The organism is Ectopseudomonas alcaliphila (assembly GCF_900101755.1).
GTDB classification, from domain to species: Bacteria; Pseudomonadota; Gammaproteobacteria; order Pseudomonadales; family Pseudomonadaceae; genus Aquipseudomonas; species Aquipseudomonas alcaliphila.
In genome coordinates, this window is sequence record NZ_FNAE01000002.1 from 1 (window position 1) to 18165 (window position 18165).

Below are 18165 nucleotides of genomic sequence, written 5' to 3' on the forward strand. Positions count from 1 at the left end.
TAAGTCTTTCGCCTCAACCAAGGCCGCGCATTCTACAGCAGCCCTTGTATCTGTCAAGCTGTTTTTCGAATTTGTTTCCGGAGAAACTTCTTTCTACTCAACCACTTGCGCCTTCGGTCAGAACTTCTTCTCTCCAGCGGGAGGCGCATTCTACAGCGTTCAAAACCGCTGTCAACCACCTCTTTCAAACCGCTTTCGATCCATTCGACCGAAGCTTCAACAGGATCAAACCACCACCCCGTCGACCGGCGCGCATTCTACACGCCTCACTCAGCTTTGCAAACCCTTCATTCAACTTAACTTATTGATTAACAAGCAGTTTTTGAAGCGCTTCATCGCTGAAGTGGCGCGCATTCTACATGAGCACGGCGAGCTGTAAACCCCTGACATGCAAATAATTACGTAAATCGGATCAACTACCCTCCCACCTATATATAGAGGCTCAGATCACACCTGCCTCGCGCAGCTCGGCAATCTGCGTTTCACTCATGCCCAGCAACCGCTGCAGCAGGGTATCTGTGTGCTGGCCCAGTAATGGCGGAGCCGAGCGATAGGCCACCGGCGTCGCAGATAGGCGCAGCGGACTGGCAACCTGCGGCGTACTGCTGCCCAAGGCATTAGGCAGGTCGAGACGCAAACCTCGCGCCTGCACTTGAGGGTCGGCGAACACTTGCTGCAGATCGTTGATCGGCCCACAGGGCACGCCAGCCTTTTCCAGCAGCTCGATCCACTGCGCCGTGGTCTTGAATACCGTGGCCTGGCGCAACAGCGGTATCAGCTCGGCACGATGGGCAACCCGAACCTTGTTAGTGACAAAGCGCGGGTCATCGGCCAGGTTCTCTATACCCGCCACTTCGCAGAACTTACGGAACTGCCCGTCATTACCCACCGCGAGGATGAAGTTGCCGTCGGCACTGGGGAAATCCTGGTAGGGCACGATATTGGGATGGGCGTTACCCAGGCGCCGGGGTGATGCGCCTGTCGTCAGGTAGTTCATGGCCTGATTGGCCAGGCAGGCGACCTGCACATCGAGCAAGGCCACATCTAGATGCTGACCCACGCCAGATTGCTCACGCTGATTCAGCGCCGCCAGCACACCCACAGTCGCATAGAGACCGGTGAGGATGTCGGTCAGCGCCACGCCGACTTTCATCGGCCCGGCACCTTCTTCACCTTCCGCGCGCCCAGTCAGGCTCATCAGGCCACCAAGGCCCTGGATCATGAAGTCGTAACCGGCACGCTTGGCATAGGGCCCGGTCTGACCGAAGCCGGTGATGGAGCAGTAGATCAGACGCGGGTTGATCGCCTTCAGCGACTCGTAATCCAGGCCATAGGCTGCCAGGCCGCCGACCTTGAAGTTCTCCAGCAGCACATCGCACTGCGCCACCAGCTCACGCACCAGACGCTGCCCTTCGGGCTGAGTGAAGTCCAGGGTAAGCGACTGCTTATTGCGGTTGGCACTCTGAAAGTAGGCCGCCTCACGCGAGTCATTACCCTCGGCATCCTTTATATAAGGAGGCCCCCAATGCCGGGTGTCGTCGCCCGAGCCCGGACGCTCGACCTTGATTACCTCTGCACCGAGGTCACCAAATATTTGTCCGGCCCAAGGGCCAGCCAGCACGCGGGATAGATCAAGCACGCGGATATGGGACAGAGCACCGGACATGGGCTTCTCCGTAGGGTGCGCCACGCGCACCATGGATCAGTGAGAGGTGCGAGCCTTCAGAAGAACGCCTGAATGCCGGTCTGCGCGCGACCGAGGATCAGCGCATGCACGTCATGGGTGCCCTCGTAAGTATTGACCACTTCAAGATTGACCAGGTGACGGGCAATGCCGAACTCGTCGCTGATACCGTTGCCGCCCAGCATGTCGCGCGCCAGGCGCGCGATATCCAGCGCCTTGCCGCAGCTGTTGCGCTTCATGATCGACGTGATTTCCACCGCAGCGGTGCCTTCGTCCTTCATTCGCCCCAGGCGCAGGCAGCCTTGTAGAGCCAGGGTGATCTCGGTCTGCATGTCGGCCAGCTTCTTCTGGATCAGCTGATTGGCTGCCAGCGGCCGGCCGAACTGGTGGCGATCCAGCACGTACTGGCGCGCGGTGTGCCAGCAGAACTCGGCGGCGCCCAATGCGCCCCAGCTGATGCCGTAACGGGCGGAGTTCAGGCAGGTGAACGGGCCGCGCAGGCCACGCACATCCGGGAAGGCGTTCTCCTCGGGGCAGAACACGTTGTCCATGACGATCTCGCCGGTGATCGAGGCGCGCAGACCGACCTTGCCATGAATGGCCGGAGCGGACAGCCCTTCCCAGCCTTTCTCCAGCACGAAGCCACGGATCTCGCCAGCATCGTCCTTGGCCCAGACCACGAACACGTCGGCGATCGGGCTGTTGGTGATCCACATCTTGCTGCCGGTGAGGCGATAACCACCCTCGACCTTCTTGGCACGGGTAACCATCGCCCCCGGGTCGGAGCCATGATTAGGCTCGGTCAGGCCGAAGCAGCCGATATATTCACCGGACGCGAGCTTCGGCAAGTACTTCTGCTTGGTCGCCTCATTACCGAACTCGTTGATCGGCACCATCACCAGCGAGGACTGCACACTCATCATCGAGCGGTAGCCGGAGTCGATGCGCTCCACTTCACGGGCGATCAGGCCATAGCACACGTAGTTCAGGCCGCTACCGCCGTAGGCTTCAGGAATGGTCGCACCGAGCAGGCCGGTTTCGCCCATCTCGCGGAAGATCTTCGGATCGGTCTGCTCGTGACGGAAAGCTTCCAGCACGCGAGGCGCCAGCTTGTCGTCAGCGAACTGCTGGGCGCTATCGCGCACCATGCGCTCCTCTTCGGTCAGTTGCTGATCGAGCAGCAGCGGGTCGATCCAGTTGAAGCTTGCCTTGGCCATTGCGAGAAACCTCGAAGCGGGGAAGTGAGCGGTCGGCACAGCCAACCCTGAATGGCTTTGATCCTAGGCCGGCTTGGAGCAGAGGACAAACGCAGAATTTGCACAGATCTGTGCTTTTTACTCACTCCGGGATAGTTTATCCGCCTGAATTGATCGCTCACGAGTGAGGCTTTCGCATATATGCGCCGCAAAATACCCAGCACAGCCGCCCTGGTCGCCTTCGAGTCAGCCGCTCGCCACCAGAGCTTCACCAAGGCGGCCGACGAGCTGAACCTGACGCAAAGTGCGATCTGCAGACAGATCGGCGGGCTGGAGAGCTTTCTCAATGTTGAACTGTTTCGCCGCTCGCGGCGCGGCGTGGTGCTGACCGAAGCGGGCGTCGCCTACAGCCGCAAAGTGGCGGCACAGCTCGATGCTGTGGAGCGCGACACCCTGGCACTGATGGGCAATCAGGGCACTACCAGCATCGAATTGGCGGTGGTACCGACCTTCGGCACTCAGTGGCTGCTGCCCCGTTTGCGCGCCTTCCAGCAGTTGCACCCGGAGGTGACAGTGCACCTGACCAACCGCACCCGCCCCTTCCTGTTCGCCGACACTCACTTCGATGCCGCCATCTATTACGGTGATGCCGAATGGTCGGGCACCGAAGCCCATTTCCTGATGCATGAGCACCTGCTGCCGGTATGCAGCCCGGCGCTGCTGGGCGACGAACCGGCCTGCGCCGAACGCATCGCCAACCTGCCGCTGCTGCAGCAGACCACACGCCCCTATGCCTGGCGGCAATGGTTCGCCGCCCAGGGCATGAATGTGGCTCGCGACATGACCGGCCCGCGACTGGAACTGTTTTCCATGCTGGCCCAAGCCGCGCAACATGAAATGGGCATTGCCCTGATACCACCCTTCCTGATACAGCGAGAGCTGAAAGAAAGAAGCCTGGTGATCGCCCTCGATCGCGCCGTGCCAAACAACGACCGCGCCTATTACCTGATGGTGCCGGAACGCAAGGCCGAGTCTGCAGCGCTGAAGGCCTTTCGTGACTGGCTCCTGGCCCAGGCCAGCGCCTATCGCGGCGCATGATCATCGCCAGGGCGAGATCGCTTTTGGCTCGCGACCAACAGGTACGGCCACAAACAGAACGCGTAGCAATAACTCAGTCACACTACATATTGATTTTCAGGAAAAGTACGCAATAGCCACTACTTTCGGGCTATAGAACTATTCTGAACAGGTTGTTCGTTACTCTCCACACCCATCCCGATTCGACCGGCGGTCATTCCGCGCGTGACTGCCTATACTCCTCTGGATGCTGCGCAGAATCTGCTGTCGGCCTGAATCTGCGCGGGCTGCGCGCACTATAAAAATCCCTCATAGACCTATTACTTGTAGTAATCCATTTTTTTTACTCCATAACTTCTTGTAAGGGTTTACGTTCGATTGCACAATCGCCGCGCTCGCCACCTTCCGGCGGGTTATGTGCTGATCCCCAATCGCCGGCGCGCCAGCGCAGTGCCCCGGTTCACAAAAAAGATCACGCAGGAGATTAGAAGTGCACATCGGTGTTCCTCTCGAAACCCATGCCGGGGAGACGCGGGTTGCCGCGACCCCAGAGACCATCAAGAAGCTGGTCGGCCAAGGTCATCAGGTGACCGTGCAGGCCGGCGCCGGCATCAGCGCCAGCATTCCGGACAGCGCTTACGAGGCTGCTGGCGCGACCATCGGCAACGATTCGGCCGCCTTTGGCGCCGACCTCGTGCTGAAGGTGGTCGCACCGACCGAAGCCGAGCTCGCTCATATGAGAGCCGGGGCCGTGCTGGTTGGCATGCTCAACCCGTTCTGCAACGACACCATCGCGCGCATGAACGCCCGCGGCATTATCGCTTTCGCCCTGGAGGCCGCACCGCGCACCTCGCGCGCGCAAAGCCTGGACGTACTGAGCTCGCAGGCCAATATCGCCGGCTACAAGGCCGTGATGCTGGCAGCGAATCACTATCCGCGCTTCATGCCCATGCTGATGACCGCTGCCGGTACCGTTAAAGCTGCGCGCGTGCTGATCCTGGGTGCTGGCGTCGCCGGCCTGCAGGCCATCGCCACGGCCAAGCGCCTTGGCGCGGTGATCGAAGCATCCGATGTGCGCCCGGCAGTTAAAGAGCAGATCGAATCGCTCGGCGCCAAGTTCGTCGACGTACCACTCGAGACTGATGAGGAGCGCGAGTGCGCCCAGGGTGTGGGTGGCTACGCCCGACCGATGCCGCAATCCTGGATGGAGCGCCAGGCCAAGGCGGTGCACGAGCGCGCCAAGCAGGCCGACATCGTCATCACCACCGCACTGATTCCGGGGCGCAAGGCACCGACCCTTCTCCATGAGGGCACAGTTGCTGAAATGAAGCCCGGTTCGGTGGTCATCGACCTGGCCGCCGCCCAAGGCGGCAACTGCCCGCTGACCGAAGCCGACCAGGTGGTGGTCAAGCACGGCGTGACTCTCGTCGGCCATACCAACCTGGCCGCGCTGGTGCCGGCGGACGCCTCCGCGCTCTACGCACGCAACCTGCTGGACTTCCTCAAGCTGGTGATCGACCAGGAAGGCCAGTTCCAGCTCAACCTCGAAGACGACATCGTCGCGGCCTGCCTGATGTGCAATGCCGGCGAAGTCGTGCGCAAGAACGGCTAAGGAGTAGGGACATGGATCTGATTTCCGACGGCATCTACAACCTGATCATCTTCGTGCTGGCCATCTATATCGGCTACCACGTGGTGTGGAACGTCACCCCGGCCCTGCACACCCCGCTGATGGCCGTGACCAACGCCATCTCGGCGATCGTGATCGTCGGCGCCATGCTCGCCGCCGCGCTTACCGTCACCCCGCTGGGCAAGACCATGGGCACCCTGGCGGTGGCCCTGGCCGCGGTCAACGTGTTCGGCGGCTTCCTGGTAACCCGGCGCATGCTGGAAATGTTCAAGAAGAAGGCCCCGAAGGCCCAGGTGGAGAAGTAATCGATGAGCATGAACCTGATCACTGTTCTCTACCTCGTCGCCTCGGTGTGCTTCATCCAGGCGCTCAAGGGTCTGTCGCACCCGACTTCGTCGCGACGCGGTAACGTCTTCGGCATGGTCGGCATGGGCATCGCCATCGTCACCACGGTCGGCCTGATCCACAAGCTGGGCAGCGAGCTGGCCGTACAGGGCCTGGGCTTCGTCATCGCCGGCCTGCTGGTCGGCGGCAGCATCGGCACGGTCATGGCCAAGCGCGTGGAAATGACCAAGATGCCCGAGCTGGTCGCCTTCATGCACAGCATGATCGGTCTGGCAGCGGTGTGCATCGCCATTGCCGCGGTGGCCGAACCACAGTCTCTGGGCATCGTCGCCGGCATGGCCGACCCGATCCCGGCCGGCAACCGCCTGGAACTGTTCCTCGGTGCAGCCATCGGCGCCATCACCTTCTCCGGCTCGGTGATCGCCTTCGGCAAGCTGTCGGGCAAGTACAAGTTCCGCCTGTTCCAGGGCGCGCCGGTGGTCTTCAAGGGCCAGCACCTGCTCAACCTGGCCGTCGGCCTGGCCATCCTCGGCCTGGGACTGATCTACACCTTCACCGGCGACATCACCTCGTTCGCCATTCTGGTAGCGCTGGCGTTCGTCATCGGCGTGCTGATCATCATCCCCATCGGCGGCGCCGACATGCCGGTGGTGGTGTCGATGCTCAACAGCTACTCGGGCTGGGCGGCTGCCGGTATCGGCTTCTCGCTGAACAACTCGATGCTGATCGTCGCAGGCTCCCTGGTCGGTTCTTCGGGTGCCATCCTCTCGTACATCATGTGCAAGGCGATGAACCGCTCGTTCTTCAACGTCATTCTCGGCGGCTTCGGTGCCGATGCCGACGCGGGCGGCCCGGCGGGGGCGCAGCAGGAGCGCAACGTCAAATCGGGATCAAGCGACGATGCCGCGTTCCTGCTGACCAACGCCGACACCGTGGTCATCGTGCCCGGTTACGGCCTGGCCGTGGCGCGTGCCCAGCATGCACTGATGGAACTGGCCGAGAAGCTGACCCATCGCGGCGTGACCGTGAAGTATGCGATCCATCCGGTGGCCGGGCGTATGCCAGGCCACATGAACGTACTGCTGGCCGAGGCCGAGGTGCCCTACGAGCAGGTGTTCGAGATGGAGGACATCAACTCCGAGTTCGGCCAGACCGACGTGGTGCTGGTGCTGGGCGCCAACGACGTGGTCAACCCGGCGGCGAAGAACGATCCGAAGTCACCGATCGCCGGCATGCCGATCCTCGAGGCCTATAAAGCCAAGACCGTGATCGTCAACAAGCGCTCGATGGCCAGCGGCTATGCCGGCCTGGACAACGAACTGTTCTACATGGACAAGACCATGATGGTCTTCGGTGACGCCAAGAAGGTGATCGAGGACATGGTCAAGGCCGTGGAATAAGCCCTGACCAGTCAGACAGGAAACCCGGCCATGTGCCGGGTTTCCTGTTTATGCGCCTGGCAAAAAGCTGATTTTCAGGTCAATCATCGCAACAAATCAATTTCAAACTGTACTGCTTCAAAGACCAATATATTTGGGTTGCACCTAGTGAAAAATCTCGCACAAATCGGTTGCACCCAGTCTTTTCACTTATGGCCAGTACAGTTTTATCGATTCCTGACCGAACAGTTACAAAGCAACCTATCTAATAGCACAACAATTTCATCCAGCTGTGACTACTGAGCCACCACCGCGCTCGGGATAATTTGCCCATCGAAAGCAAACACCAGCGCCGCCACAAGCGGAAGGATGATCACCATGGAACGTACCCTCAGTTCCGCCCTGCTTCAAACTCACAGCGTTGCCAGCGACAAATCTGCCTGGCTGCTCCGCGTTATCGCCACCCTCAGCCTGTGGCAGCGCCGCATCGTCAGCCGTCGTCAACTGGCTCGACTGGATGCCCGCCTGCTGGCTGACGCCGGCATCAGCGAAAATCAGCGTTACGTCGAACTGCAGAAGCCGTTCTGGCGTTAACACCCCGCTTTGCTCCATCCCAATCTGGGATCTTCTGAGAGCTCCACCGTCTCTGCTGCGGTGGGGCTTTCGTTTTTTCTGCAACAGTCTTCGCCCCAGCGAGCGGTACAGTTACCCTAAAACCGCCACTGCCCCCGCACAATTCTCTCCGGTTGTATCTGCTCGCTCACGAGCGCTTGCGAGACCATGAGCTGCCACCCTTGTCTCTCGACAGGAGAACGCCATGGACCGCACTCACGACCCCCTCTCGCGCCCTGCGCACAGCACAGACCTGAACTGGCTGAGTATCTATTCGGTGTTGCGTCACTGGCAGCGCAACCGACGCACCCGCCGACAGCTCGCCCTGCTCAACGATCAGCAATTGGCCGATGCCGGCATCAGTGCCGCTCAGCGTGAGCAGGAACTGGCCAAGCCGTTCTGGCGCTGAGCCAGTCATGGAGCGAGGAATGCTGTTGGGATAAGCTGCGAGCGCGGGCAGAAAATCGCCCCGCGACATCGGAGTGAAGCCACATGCACCTGAACACATCCCTGATTGCAGCCCTGCTATCGCTAGGGCTCGCGGGCAGCGCTTGCGCCAGCAGCCTGGTCGCGACCACCGATACCCTGGCGGGAGCCCTGGCAGGGACCGCCGAGGGGCTTTCCGACGCCACCAGCTCGCTGCGTGACATGAAACAGGTACGCGCAGCCCGCGATGACGCCGCCAGCTTCGTCGCCAGCGAGGGTGCGATTCGTAGCGCCCGTCTCGAAGCAGCCCTGTTGCAGATTCGCAATCACGACGCGGAGATGGCAAAGGCCGATGACCTGGCGCTGGCCCAGGCCATCCTCAGCCTGTGAAAACTTTGCACACGTCTATCAAGCACCTCGCTGCTGACCGGTGCTGCCGGGCCCCGTAAACTTCGCCTACCTGCCTGGTCGCGGGGAACCGCGCCGGCCTGTCCACGTCAAATCGTCCGTTCTGCCGTTCTCGGAGCTACTTATCATGCGTCGTTCATTCGCCATCGCCGCCACCGCCTGCGCCCTGTTCAGCGGTATCGCCCAGGCGCAAACCGTGGTCGCCACCAGCAACATCGTGGTGCGCGCCCTGGATCGCAGCATCAACTTCACGTCCGATACCACCACCTCGCTGCGCGACATGAAAGCCGTGGTGCAGGCCCGTGACGATGCCGCCAGCTTTGTCGCCAGCGCCGGCGAGATTCGCGGGGCGCAACTGGAAGCGGCGCTGCAGACCATCCGCCAGCAGTTGCCGCAAGCGCAAGGCGCCAGCGATCTGCAACTGGCCGAAGCCATTCTCGCTCTGTGACCCACCTCGCCGCCTGGTGCTGCGGCGCGCTGCTGGCAATGGCCGCAGGCGTCGCCCAGGCGCAGTTGCGTCTGGCGCTGGACGACAGCGCTCTGGCCGCAGCCGAGCGCCAGGCGAGCCAGGCCCTGCTGGACGAGGCAATGGCCGCATTGCCCCCTCGCTTCATCCAGCGGCTGGATCGCGAAGTGAGGGTCAGCTGGCGCACCGGGCTGCCCTCCGAGATCTACGGCCAGGTTGGGCGTTTCAGCGGTATCGAGCTCAACGCCGAGCTGCTGCCGAAACTGGTCGATGGCTCGGCGGCGCAGACCCGCACCGGTCGCCCGCATGGCACTCAACGTCAGGAACTGCTGGCCACCCTGCTACATGAGCTGACTCACCTCTACGACCGTGGCCGACTCTGGCCTGCCGCCCAGCGCCGGCATATCAGCCAATGCCAACAACGCGCCAGCTCGATGGGCCTGATTGGGTTGCCGGAGGATTGTCGTGGCCAGACCGAACGGCGCTTCACTCTAAGCGACGATCCGCGCCTGCTCGACCTGGCTGGCTGGCAGCAACGGGTCGGCCAGCGTGGCGCGCGCGATCTGAACAATGGCCAGGTCGCACGCAGCCCGGACAGCTATGAGCTGAGCAATGCGCTGGAGTTCGTCGCGGTCAACCTCGAATACTTTCTGCTCGACCCCAGCTACGCCTGCCGCCGCCCTTCGCTGGCGCGCTATTTCCGTGAGCACTTCGACTGGACGCCACCAAGCGAGTCCTGCGCCAGCGACTATCCCTACCTCAACGCCGGGCGCGACTTCGCCGTTCAGCCCCTGGGCCGACTGGACCCGGAGCGCGTGTATGAGGTCGATTACTTGCTCGCAGAGGCCAACGATGCCTGGATGAGCCGCTGGGGCCACAGCATGCTGCGCCTGGTGGTCTGCGCGCCGGAGCGGCCGCGCGGTCCGGACTGCCGCCTGGATCTCGACCACCACCTGGTGCTCTCCTACCGCGCCTTCGTCGGCGACCTGCAGCTGTCGAGCTGGGATGGCCTGACCGGCGTCTACCCCTCACGCCTGTTCGTCCTGCCGCTGGAGCAGGTGATCGACGAATACACCAAGGTCGAGCTGCGCAGCCTGGCCTCGGTGCCGCTGCGCCTGTCGCGCGACGAGGTCGAACAGTTGGTGGTACGCGCCGCCGAACAGCACTGGAGCTATGACGGCGACTACTACTTCGTCTCCAACAACTGCGCGGTGGAAACCCTCAAGTTGCTGCGCAGCGGCACCGGCAATCCGCGCCTGCATGCACTCGACAGCATTCTGCCCAATGGCCTGTTGGAGTTGATGGATGCCCGTGGCCTGGCTGACACCGGCGTGCTCGACGACCCGCGTGAGGCACTGCGCCTGGGCTATCGCTTCGACTCCTTCCGCGAACGCTACCAGGCGATGTTCGCCGTACTGCGCCAGCGCCTGCCCATCCAACAGGACAGCGTCGAAGCCTGGTTGGAACAGTCCGCACAGGCGCGCCGCCAGTGGTTCGCCGAGGCCGATCTGCGCGCCAGCGCAGCCCTCTTGCTGCTGGAACAGGCCGCGCTGCGCCGGCAACTGCTGCTGGCCCAGGACGAACTCAAACGCCGCTACCTGACCGGCCGCGCTGCGGGTGACCCAAGCCTGAACAAGGCCGGCGCCGCACTGGAGCAGATCCTTGCCAATAGCGGCTTCCTCAGCCGCCCGGCAGAATTGCTCGAGGGCGGTTACGGGCTGCCGCAAGGCAGCGAGTGGCAAGGACTGGAGGACCGCAGCCGCGAGCGCCAGCAGCAGCTACGCCAACTCAGCGACGAGCTCGATGGCGAGGTGCGCAACCTGCTGCAACCCGAGCGCCTGGCCGAACTGGAGGCCAACGAGGCCAATCTGGTTGCACTGGGCGAACACCTGCGTGCGCTGCACAAGGCCAGTGGCGGACTGGAGCTGCCCTAGGTTCGCCAGTTGGCGTAGCCCGGATGCAATCCAGGGCGGTGCACCACTATCAATCAGACAAGACTCCGAAGCAGCCTTTCGTAGGAGCCCCGCCTCGGGGCGAAGCCCTTCGAGCCTGCCCCGCCGGGGTTCGCGACGGGGCGCCGCTCCTACACATTGGCGACATCGGCGCTTGACTGGCGATGGCCCGCTTCCCGGATTGCATCCGGGCTACCAGCCGCAATGCCAACGTGCCGACTAGGGAATGATCTCTTGGTTTTCTTCCGGCAGGTGCGGGTCGACTCTCAACCAGGGCAGCCGACTACCTACCCAGATATGCCGATCCGCCGCTGCCTGCTCCGGCTCGTCCAGCGTGGCGACGGTCACATCAAGCGTGTCCGGGCTGAGCGAAGTGAACAACGTCAGATGCGCGCCGCAGTCACCACAGAAGTAGCGCGTACAGCTGGCCGATGAGGCGAACGCCTTCGGCGTGCCGCGCAGCCAGTGAAACGCCTGGCGCGGCACCGTGACCCAGGTGGTGAGAATGCCGCCGCTGCTGCGCCGGCAGATCGAGCAATGACAGTGTGCGATGTCCGTCAGCGGGGCATCGATCCGATAGCGCAGTGCACCGCACTGGCAACCGCCCAGATGTTCGACCTTCATCCTGCCTCCGCCTTGCATTGCCCTGCGCCGCTGACCAAGATAGGCGCTCACCACCATCGGGGGTTCCCGTGATAGACCTGTTGCTGGCCTTGTGGCCGCTGTTCGCCATGATAGTCGCCGGCTACTGGCTGCGCCTGCGCGAGTTCCCCAGCGAGGCCTTCTGGCCGGGTGCCGAACGCCTCAATTACTTCATTCTGTTCCCTGCCCTGCTCTTCTCCAGCCTGGCCCGTGCACCACTGAATAACCCGGCCCTGCCGCGCCTGGCGCTGGCGGTACTGCTCGGCCTGGGCATCGCCTGGCTGGCGCTGCTGCTGGTACGCCGTCTGCGCGGCTGGCCCGCCGGGCGTTTTGGCGCCTTCACCCAAGGCATTCTGCGGTTCAACACCTACCTGGGCCTGGCTGCAGTCGGCAGCCTGTTCGGCCAGGAAGGCCTGACCCTCGCCGCGCTGATGCTGGCCCTGATGGTGCCGACGGTGAACGTGCTGTCGGTCTGGTCGCTGACTGCCGAGCGCGGTGTCAGCGCACGCAGCCTGCTGCTGCCGATCATCAAGAACCCGCTGATCCTCGCCTGCCTCGGCGGCGCGCTGTTCAACCTGACAGGCATCGGCTTACCAGGCGGTACTGATCGCCTGCTCAGCCTGCTCGCTGCAGCCAGCTTGCCGCTGGGCCTGCTCTGCGTTGGCGCGGCGCTCAAGCCGCAGCAGCTGGGCGGAGAAATCCCTGCGCTGGCCTGGAACAGCGCGCTGCGTCTACTGGCAATGCCGCTGCTGGCCTGGGGCGTGGCCTGGGCGCTGGCGCTGCCGGCGATGGAAAGCGCAGTGCTGGTGCTGTTCTTCGCCCTGCCCACGGCGCCTACCGCCTACGTGCTGACCCGCCAGCTTGGCGGCGACAGCCAACTGATGGCCGGCATCATCACCCTGCAGACGCTGCTGGCGGCGGGCAGCCTGGTGGCGATCATGATGTTGCTCGCCTGATTGGCCCACTACTGCGCGTAACTCTCGATCAGCCGCTGATACTCTCCGCGCGCCTTGAGCGTCTCGAGCCCAAGGTTGAAGCGCTCGATCAGCTCGGCCGCACGCGGATGCCGCCGCGAGACGATGAAGTGCAGCGTATTGCTCTGCAAGGGCGCTCGTGACCGGTGAAACTGCGCCAGATCAGCGCCGGCACTCTGCAAAGCGCTAGCGCCCAGGTTACGGTCGGCAATGAACAGGTCGTCACGTTCGAGCAGCAACAGTCGTGCACATTCCTGCAGCCCCAGTGGAGAATGACGGCGCAGTACGCCCTGCTCGACCAATTGCTGAATCGCCGCCGCCGGCTGCCAGCCCAGCGGATAGCAGAGTCGCCGGCCGATCACGCTCGGCAGATCATCGAGTTCGATGCGATCACCGGCACGACTGAAGATGTACTGTTCGGCCACATGAATGGGTGCCGAGTAGAGAAACTCCGCCTCGCGCTCGGCTGAGCGGACGTAGGGAAAGGTGGCGTCGTACTCACCACGCTTGGCCTTGAGGTAGCCGCGGTTCCATGGCAGCCAGTCGAGCGTGATCGCCAGCCCCTGCTCGGCAAGCGCCGCCCGCACCACCTGGGTGAGCATGCCCTGACCAGGCAATGCCTTGCCGGTAAACGGCGCATAGTCATCGCCCGTAGCCAGGTGCAGCACCTCGGCTCGCGCCGATACGCACAACAGCAGGCTTAGCAGAGCCGCCCCCCATACTCCCACCATCGATCTCCAGTTACGGGGTGCAATCGCCTTACTCCCCTGATCATTGACTCTTGCTCTCACAAGCACGGCTGTCCAGTACAGCCAGGCTATAGGGCGACAATTCGTCCTGTTCTCTTGATACACAACAAGAGGCTGGGTAAGACGCCGTCTATCCTTGCCCCAACACGAACGAACTGCGGCAAGCCGATGAATGACACCAACGCCAACGATCAGCCTGACGTTTTCCCCTACCTGCAGCTGATGCATCAGCACGGCGGCTCGGACCTGTTCTTCAGCGTCGGCGCACCACCGCACATGAAGGTCGAAGGCCACAGCCAGCCGCTCGGCCAGCGCATCATGAAAGCTGGCGAGGTGCAGCAGCTGGCCTCTCAGCTGATGACCCAGAAGCAGATCGCCGAATTCGAGCGCGACCTGGAGATGAACCTGGCCGTCAGCCTGCAGGGCGCCGGGCGCTATCGGGTCAATGTCTACTACCAGCGCGGTGAAGTGGCCATGGTGGTGCGGCTGATCAAGAGCCAGATTCCCAGCTTCGAGGCCCTCGGCCTGCCCAGGATGCTGGAGAAGCTGGCCATGCAGGATCGCGGGCTGATCCTGGTCACCGGCGCGGCCGGCTCGGGCAAGTCCACCACCCTGGCGGCGATGCTGGATTTCCGTAATCGCCACAAGAGCGGGCACATCGTCTGCATCGAAGACCCCATCGAATTCCTCCACAGCCACCAGCGCTCGATCATCGATCAGCGGGAAGTCGGCCTCGACACCCACAGCTTCGACGACGCCCTGCGCAACGTGCTGCGCGAGGCCCCGGACGTGATCATGCTTGGTGAAATCCGCGACGCTGCCACCATGCAGCACGCGCTGCACTATGCCGAAACCGGCCACCTGTGCGTGGCCACCCTGCATGCCACCAGCAGCAGCCACGCCATCGAACGTATCGCCCGCTTCTTTCCCGACGACGCCCGCAAGCAGGTGCTGGCGGATGTGGCGCACAACCTGCTCGCGGTCATCGGCCAGCGCCTGGTACCGGGCATTGCGCAGAAGCGCGTGGTGGCGGTGGAGCTGATGCTGGGCACGCCCTATATCCGCGACCTGATCCAGCGCGATGAGCTCGAACAGCTGCGCGAAGCCACGGCACGCGCTGCCGAACAGGGCCTGCAGACATTCGATCAGCACCTGTTCGCCCTGCTCGAAGCCGGGCGCATCAGCCTGGCCGAAGCACTGAAGTTCGCCGACTCGCGCACCGACCTCAGCCTCAAGTTCAAGCTAGAACGCGGTTTCTCCGCCGACGACGCCGAACTCAAGGTGCTGCGCGACGGCTGACTGGCGCAATGAGCGATTTCGGCCAATGCTCAATACAGGCCGAAACCATAATTCCTCATCGGCCGTTCTTCAGGGGGGCCGATTCATGCTGACCCTGCTGCATTTGCTGTCAGCCATTGCCCTGTTGGTCTGGGGCACCCACATCGTACGTACCGGCATCCTGCGTGTGTTCGGCTCACAATTGCGCAAGGTGCTCAGCCACAACATCGGCCGCCGGCCGCTGGCGTTCGTCGCTGGCATCGGCGTCACGGCCCTGGTGCAGAGCAGCAACGCCACGGCACTGCTGGTCACCTCCTTCGTCGCTCAGGGCCTGATGGCGCTGGCGCCGGGCCTGGCGATCATGCTCGGCGCCGATGTCGGCACGGCTCTCATGGCTCGCGTGCTGACGCTCAACCTCAGTTGGCTCAGCCCGCTGCTGATCTTTCTCGGGGTGATCTTCTTCCTCTCACGGCGGCAGACCCGCGCGGGTCAACTCGGCCGGGTGGCCATCGGCCTGGGGCTGATGCTGCTGGCGCTGGAGCTGATCGTCGCCGCCGCTACGCCAATCACCGAAGCGCGCGGGATTCGCGTGCTGTTCGCGTCATTGACCGGCGACCTGCTGCTCGACGCACTGGTCGGTGCGCTGTTCGCCCTGCTCACCTATTCCAGCCTGGCCGCCGTGCTGCTCACCGCGACCCTGGCTGGCGCCGGGTTGATCAGCCTGCCGGTGGCCATCGGCCTGGTGATTGGTGCCAACATCGGCAGCGGCCTGCTGGCCTTTCTCACCAGCAGCCTGCAGAACCCGGCCGGGCGTCGCGTGGCGCTGGGCAGCCTGATCTACAAGCTGATCGGGCTGCTGCTGGTGCTGCCGGTGTTGCAGCCTTTGGCCGACTGGCTGGACAGCCTGAATTGGCGCCCGGCGGAACTGGTGATCTTCTTCCACCTGCTCTACAACAGTCTGCGCGCCGTGCTGATGCTGCCCAGCGTCGGGCTGATGGCGCGCTTCTGCAACTGGCTGCTGCCGGACCGTGCCGACGACAGCGGCATCGCTCGCCCACGCCACCTCGACCCCACGGCCCTGACCACGCCCAGCCTGGCGCTGGCCAACGCCGTACGCGAAACCCTGCGCGTGGGCGACAAGATCGAGGCCATGCTCGGCCACCTGCTGCCAGTGCTGGAGCAGAACCAACCGGCGTTGAACAAGGAGCTGCGCAGCCTCAATGACGATGTCGCCAGCCTATGCCGGGCGGTCAAGCTGTACCTGGCGCAGGTCCCACGCGAAGCGATGAGTGAGCATGAAAACCGGCGCTGGGCGGAAACTCTCGAGCTGGTAGTGAATCTGGAGCAGGCCGGTGAGTTGATCGAGCGCATGCTCGGCAAGATCCAGAACGAGAAGACTGCGCAACGCCGAGCCTTCTCCAGCAAGGGGCTGGAGGAGCTGAGCAGCCTGCATGGGCAGCTGACAGCCAACCTGCGCCTGGGGCTGAACGTGTTCCTCAGTGCCGATCACGCCAGCGCCAGCCAGTTGCTGCGCGAGAAGCGCCGCTTCCGCGCGCAGGAGCGGCGCCTGGCGCATGCGCATATCGGCCGGCTGCAGCGCCAGGTGCTGCAGAGCATCGAGACCAGCTCATTGCACCTGGAGCTGATCGCCGACATGAAGCGCCTCAACTCGCTGTTCTGCTCCAGCGCCTATGTGGTGCTGGAGGGCGGCGAGACCGGCGCCCTCAAGCTCGAAGGCGGCGAGTGACTCAATCGGCGCTGGTCACGCGCTCGGGCGCGGCCGGCTCCACGCCGCGCCAGGCATACCAGGCGAAGAACAGCGCCATCAGCAGATAGCCGTGGACGAAATCCGGCGCGGCGTACCAGGCCAGTTTCGGTGCGTGCATCAGGCCAACGAAGGCCATGCCGGCCGCCACCAGGGCGAAGACCGTGGCCTGGCGGAACTGACGATCGATCACCGCCACGCACATGGCACCGAGCAGGATGGCGCTGAACATCGCGCCCTGCCCCAACGCGCCGATGGCGCTGGAAATGCCCTCGACCACCTCCGGCGCACCGCGGTTAAAGCGCGTCATCAGGTAGTTGGCAAAATACGGCAGCATCGCCAGCGCCACCGCCGGGTAGTAACGGGCGTGGTTGCTGTTGAACGCCGTGGCGATCATCGACATGCCGACGAACACCAGAATCGGCGCCACCACCGCCACCGGAATCAGTGCGGCGATAAAGGCGATCAGGCCGAACATGGTCGCAAGAATGTACACCGCGCCGTTGAGCAGGCTGTAACCGCGTCCGGCGCCCATCCACTTCGAGCCCACCGTGGCGATGTACACGGTGGTGGGGAACACACCGCCGAACAGTGCACCGAGCGAGGTGCCCAGACCGTCCACCGCCTGGCACTCGCGTACGCTGTAGCTGTCGCCTGCCGCGCTCATGGCCTCGACGTTGTTCATGGTCTCGATGGCGTTGTACAGGGTGATCGGCAGGATCACCGTCATCAGCGCCAGCAGGGTGGTGAACAGCAGGCCCAGGCCCTCGTACCAGGCCAGATTGGGCAGCAGCGGGTAGAAACCGAGGTGGGTGAAGGCATCGCTGAACTTGCCGCTGTCAGCCGCGCCGATCAGGTAGGCCAGCGCCGTACCGACGACGATGGCAAACAGCGACGCCGGCAGGCGAAACGGCATGCTCACCCGCGCCACCAGGCCGACGATGGTGATGGCCAGCACCAACAGGCCGATCACCGGAATTTCCAGGGTCTTGAACAGCATCTCGCCAGCGATGAAGGTCAGCGCCACGCCGGCCACCGCACCGAGCATGGCGGCGCGCGGCAAGCGGCGCTGCACCCAGCCACCGATCAGGCTGATGGCCGCCTCGATCAGGCCACTGATGAAACAGGCAGCCACCGCCACCTTCCAGGCCAGCTCGGCGTCGCCGGTGAGGTTCTTCGCCGGCAGCAGCACGCCGAACAGGAAGACGAACATCACCGGTGTGCTGATGCCGTAGGACAGTGCAGTGACGTCGGCGCGGTTTTCCTTGCGGGCCAGTCGCGCGGCGCTCCAGGCGTAGTAGAAGTTGCCGGCCATCACCGCCACCGCTGCGCCCGGCAGCACCTGGCCGAACACGATTTCGGCGGGAAAGCCCATGCCCAGCATGCTGATGGCGATGATCACGAAATTGGCGATGTTGTTCTGGAACAGGGCGAAGAACGCGTCGGTGTCTTCCTTCTTGTACCAGGGGTAATGCACGCGCGGCGTCGACATGCTGGCTTAATCCTTGTTGTTGTCTGAATGGTCAGGCCGGCGAGTCTAGCAACCCGCCGCCAGGGCATAAACGAACAAGGCAGCCGAAGC

General features: G+C 63.3%; 18 protein-coding genes. 13 read left to right on the forward strand and 5 right to left on the reverse strand.

All coding sequences use genetic code 11. From position 1 onward, the window contains the following. Positions 1–379 (forward strand): hypothetical protein (locus tag BLR77_RS25530; RefSeq protein WP_162275009.1); only part of this gene is annotated, 379 nt, incomplete at its 5' end. Positions 380–442: 63 nt separating this feature from the next. On the opposite strand, the gene BLR77_RS08785 is transcribed toward BLR77_RS25530, so the two are convergent. Both BLR77_RS08785 and BLR77_RS08790 read right to left on the reverse strand, forming a co-directional pair. Beyond that, the gene (locus tag BLR77_RS08785) at positions 443–1666 is read right to left on the reverse strand and encodes a CaiB/BaiF CoA transferase family protein (protein ID WP_074676829.1); all 1224 of its coding nucleotides are present in this window, start codon (positions 1664–1666) and stop codon (positions 443–445) included. A 56-nt stretch (positions 1667–1722) separates the two neighbouring features. Beyond that, positions 1723–2901, reverse strand: a complete 1179-nt coding sequence (locus tag BLR77_RS08790; protein ID WP_074676831.1) for an acyl-CoA dehydrogenase — start codon at positions 2899–2901, stop codon at positions 1723–1725. A gap of 180 nt (positions 2902–3081) precedes the next feature. Between BLR77_RS08790 and BLR77_RS08795 the strand changes: the two genes are divergently transcribed. The 9 genes from BLR77_RS08795 (at position 3082) to BLR77_RS08835 (ending at position 11157) form a co-directional block, all read left to right on the forward strand. After that, on the forward strand, positions 3082–3978 hold the full coding sequence (locus BLR77_RS08795) for a LysR family transcriptional regulator (RefSeq protein ID WP_074676832.1): 897 nt from the start codon (positions 3082–3084) through the stop codon (positions 3976–3978). A gap of 469 nt (positions 3979–4447) precedes the next feature. After that, on the forward strand, positions 4448–5569 hold the full coding sequence (locus BLR77_RS08800) for a Re/Si-specific NAD(P)(+) transhydrogenase subunit alpha (RefSeq protein WP_074676834.1): 1122 nt from the start codon (positions 4448–4450) through the stop codon (positions 5567–5569). 11 nt (positions 5570–5580) lie between these two features. After that, complete coding sequence (locus BLR77_RS08805) at positions 5581–5892, forward strand: NAD(P) transhydrogenase subunit alpha part 2 (RefSeq protein WP_017676105.1); 312 nt, start codon at positions 5581–5583, stop codon at positions 5890–5892. Positions 5893–5895: 3 nt separating this feature from the next. Continuing rightward, the gene (locus BLR77_RS08810) at positions 5896–7332 is read left to right on the forward strand and encodes an NAD(P)(+) transhydrogenase (Re/Si-specific) subunit beta (RefSeq protein ID WP_074676836.1); all 1437 of its coding nucleotides are present in this window, start codon (positions 5896–5898) and stop codon (positions 7330–7332) included. 357 nt (positions 7333–7689) lie between these two features. Continuing rightward, positions 7690–7905: a DUF1127 domain-containing protein gene (locus BLR77_RS08815; protein ID WP_017676107.1), complete on the forward strand. Its 216-nt coding sequence runs from the start codon at positions 7690–7692 to the stop codon at positions 7903–7905. Positions 7906–8128: 223 nt separating this feature from the next. Next, positions 8129–8332: a DUF1127 domain-containing protein gene (locus tag BLR77_RS08820; protein ID WP_074676838.1), complete on the forward strand. Its 204-nt coding sequence runs from the start codon at positions 8129–8131 to the stop codon at positions 8330–8332. A gap of 83 nt (positions 8333–8415) precedes the next feature. Then, positions 8416–8739 carry a DUF2388 domain-containing protein gene (locus BLR77_RS08825; protein ID WP_074676840.1) on the forward strand — a complete coding sequence of 108 codons (324 nt, stop codon included), beginning with the start codon at positions 8416–8418 and terminating at the stop codon, positions 8737–8739. Between the two features lie 145 nt (positions 8740–8884). Then, the gene (locus BLR77_RS08830) at positions 8885–9205 is read left to right on the forward strand and encodes a DUF2388 domain-containing protein (RefSeq protein ID WP_074676842.1); all 321 of its coding nucleotides are present in this window, start codon (positions 8885–8887) and stop codon (positions 9203–9205) included. After that, positions 9202–11157 (forward strand): DUF7844 domain-containing protein, encoded by a 1956-nt coding sequence (locus BLR77_RS08835; RefSeq protein ID WP_074676844.1) that lies wholly within the window; start codon positions 9202–9204, stop codon positions 11155–11157. Before BLR77_RS08830 ends, BLR77_RS08835 begins: the two co-directional genes overlap by 4 nt. 237 nt (positions 11158–11394) lie before the next feature. Here the strand turns inward: BLR77_RS08835 and BLR77_RS08840 are convergent, their stop codons facing one another. Continuing rightward, the gene (locus BLR77_RS08840) at positions 11395–11799 is read right to left on the reverse strand and encodes a GFA family protein (RefSeq protein ID WP_074676846.1); all 405 of its coding nucleotides are present in this window, start codon (positions 11797–11799) and stop codon (positions 11395–11397) included. A 68-nt stretch (positions 11800–11867) separates the two neighbouring features. Between BLR77_RS08840 and BLR77_RS08845 the strand changes: the two genes are divergently transcribed. Beyond that, a complete protein-coding gene (locus BLR77_RS08845; protein ID WP_074676848.1) occupies positions 11868–12773 on the forward strand; it encodes an AEC family transporter in 906 nt (301 codons plus the stop codon). 8 nt (positions 12774–12781) lie between these two features. Here BLR77_RS08845 and BLR77_RS08850 read toward each other — a convergent pair whose 3' ends face one another. Next, complete coding sequence (locus BLR77_RS08850) at positions 12782–13522, reverse strand: substrate-binding periplasmic protein (RefSeq protein WP_074676850.1); 741 nt, start codon at positions 13520–13522, stop codon at positions 12782–12784. Positions 13523–13708: 186 nt separating this feature from the next. Between BLR77_RS08850 and BLR77_RS08855 the strand changes: the two genes are divergently transcribed. Together BLR77_RS08855 and BLR77_RS08860 are read left to right on the forward strand one after the other, a co-directional pair. Then, a complete protein-coding gene (locus BLR77_RS08855) occupies positions 13709–14839 on the forward strand; it encodes a PilT/PilU family type 4a pilus ATPase (protein WP_074676852.1) in 1131 nt (376 codons plus the stop codon). A gap of 85 nt (positions 14840–14924) precedes the next feature. Then, positions 14925–16565 carry a Na/Pi cotransporter family protein gene (locus tag BLR77_RS08860; protein ID WP_074676854.1) on the forward strand — a complete coding sequence of 547 codons (1641 nt, stop codon included), beginning with the start codon at positions 14925–14927 and terminating at the stop codon, positions 16563–16565. A 1-nt stretch (position 16566) separates the two neighbouring features. Here the strand turns inward: BLR77_RS08860 and BLR77_RS08865 are convergent, their stop codons facing one another. After that, complete coding sequence (locus BLR77_RS08865; protein WP_074676856.1) at positions 16567–18075, reverse strand: uracil permease; 1509 nt, start codon at positions 18073–18075, stop codon at positions 16567–16569. Between the last annotated feature and the right edge of the window lie 90 nt (positions 18076–18165).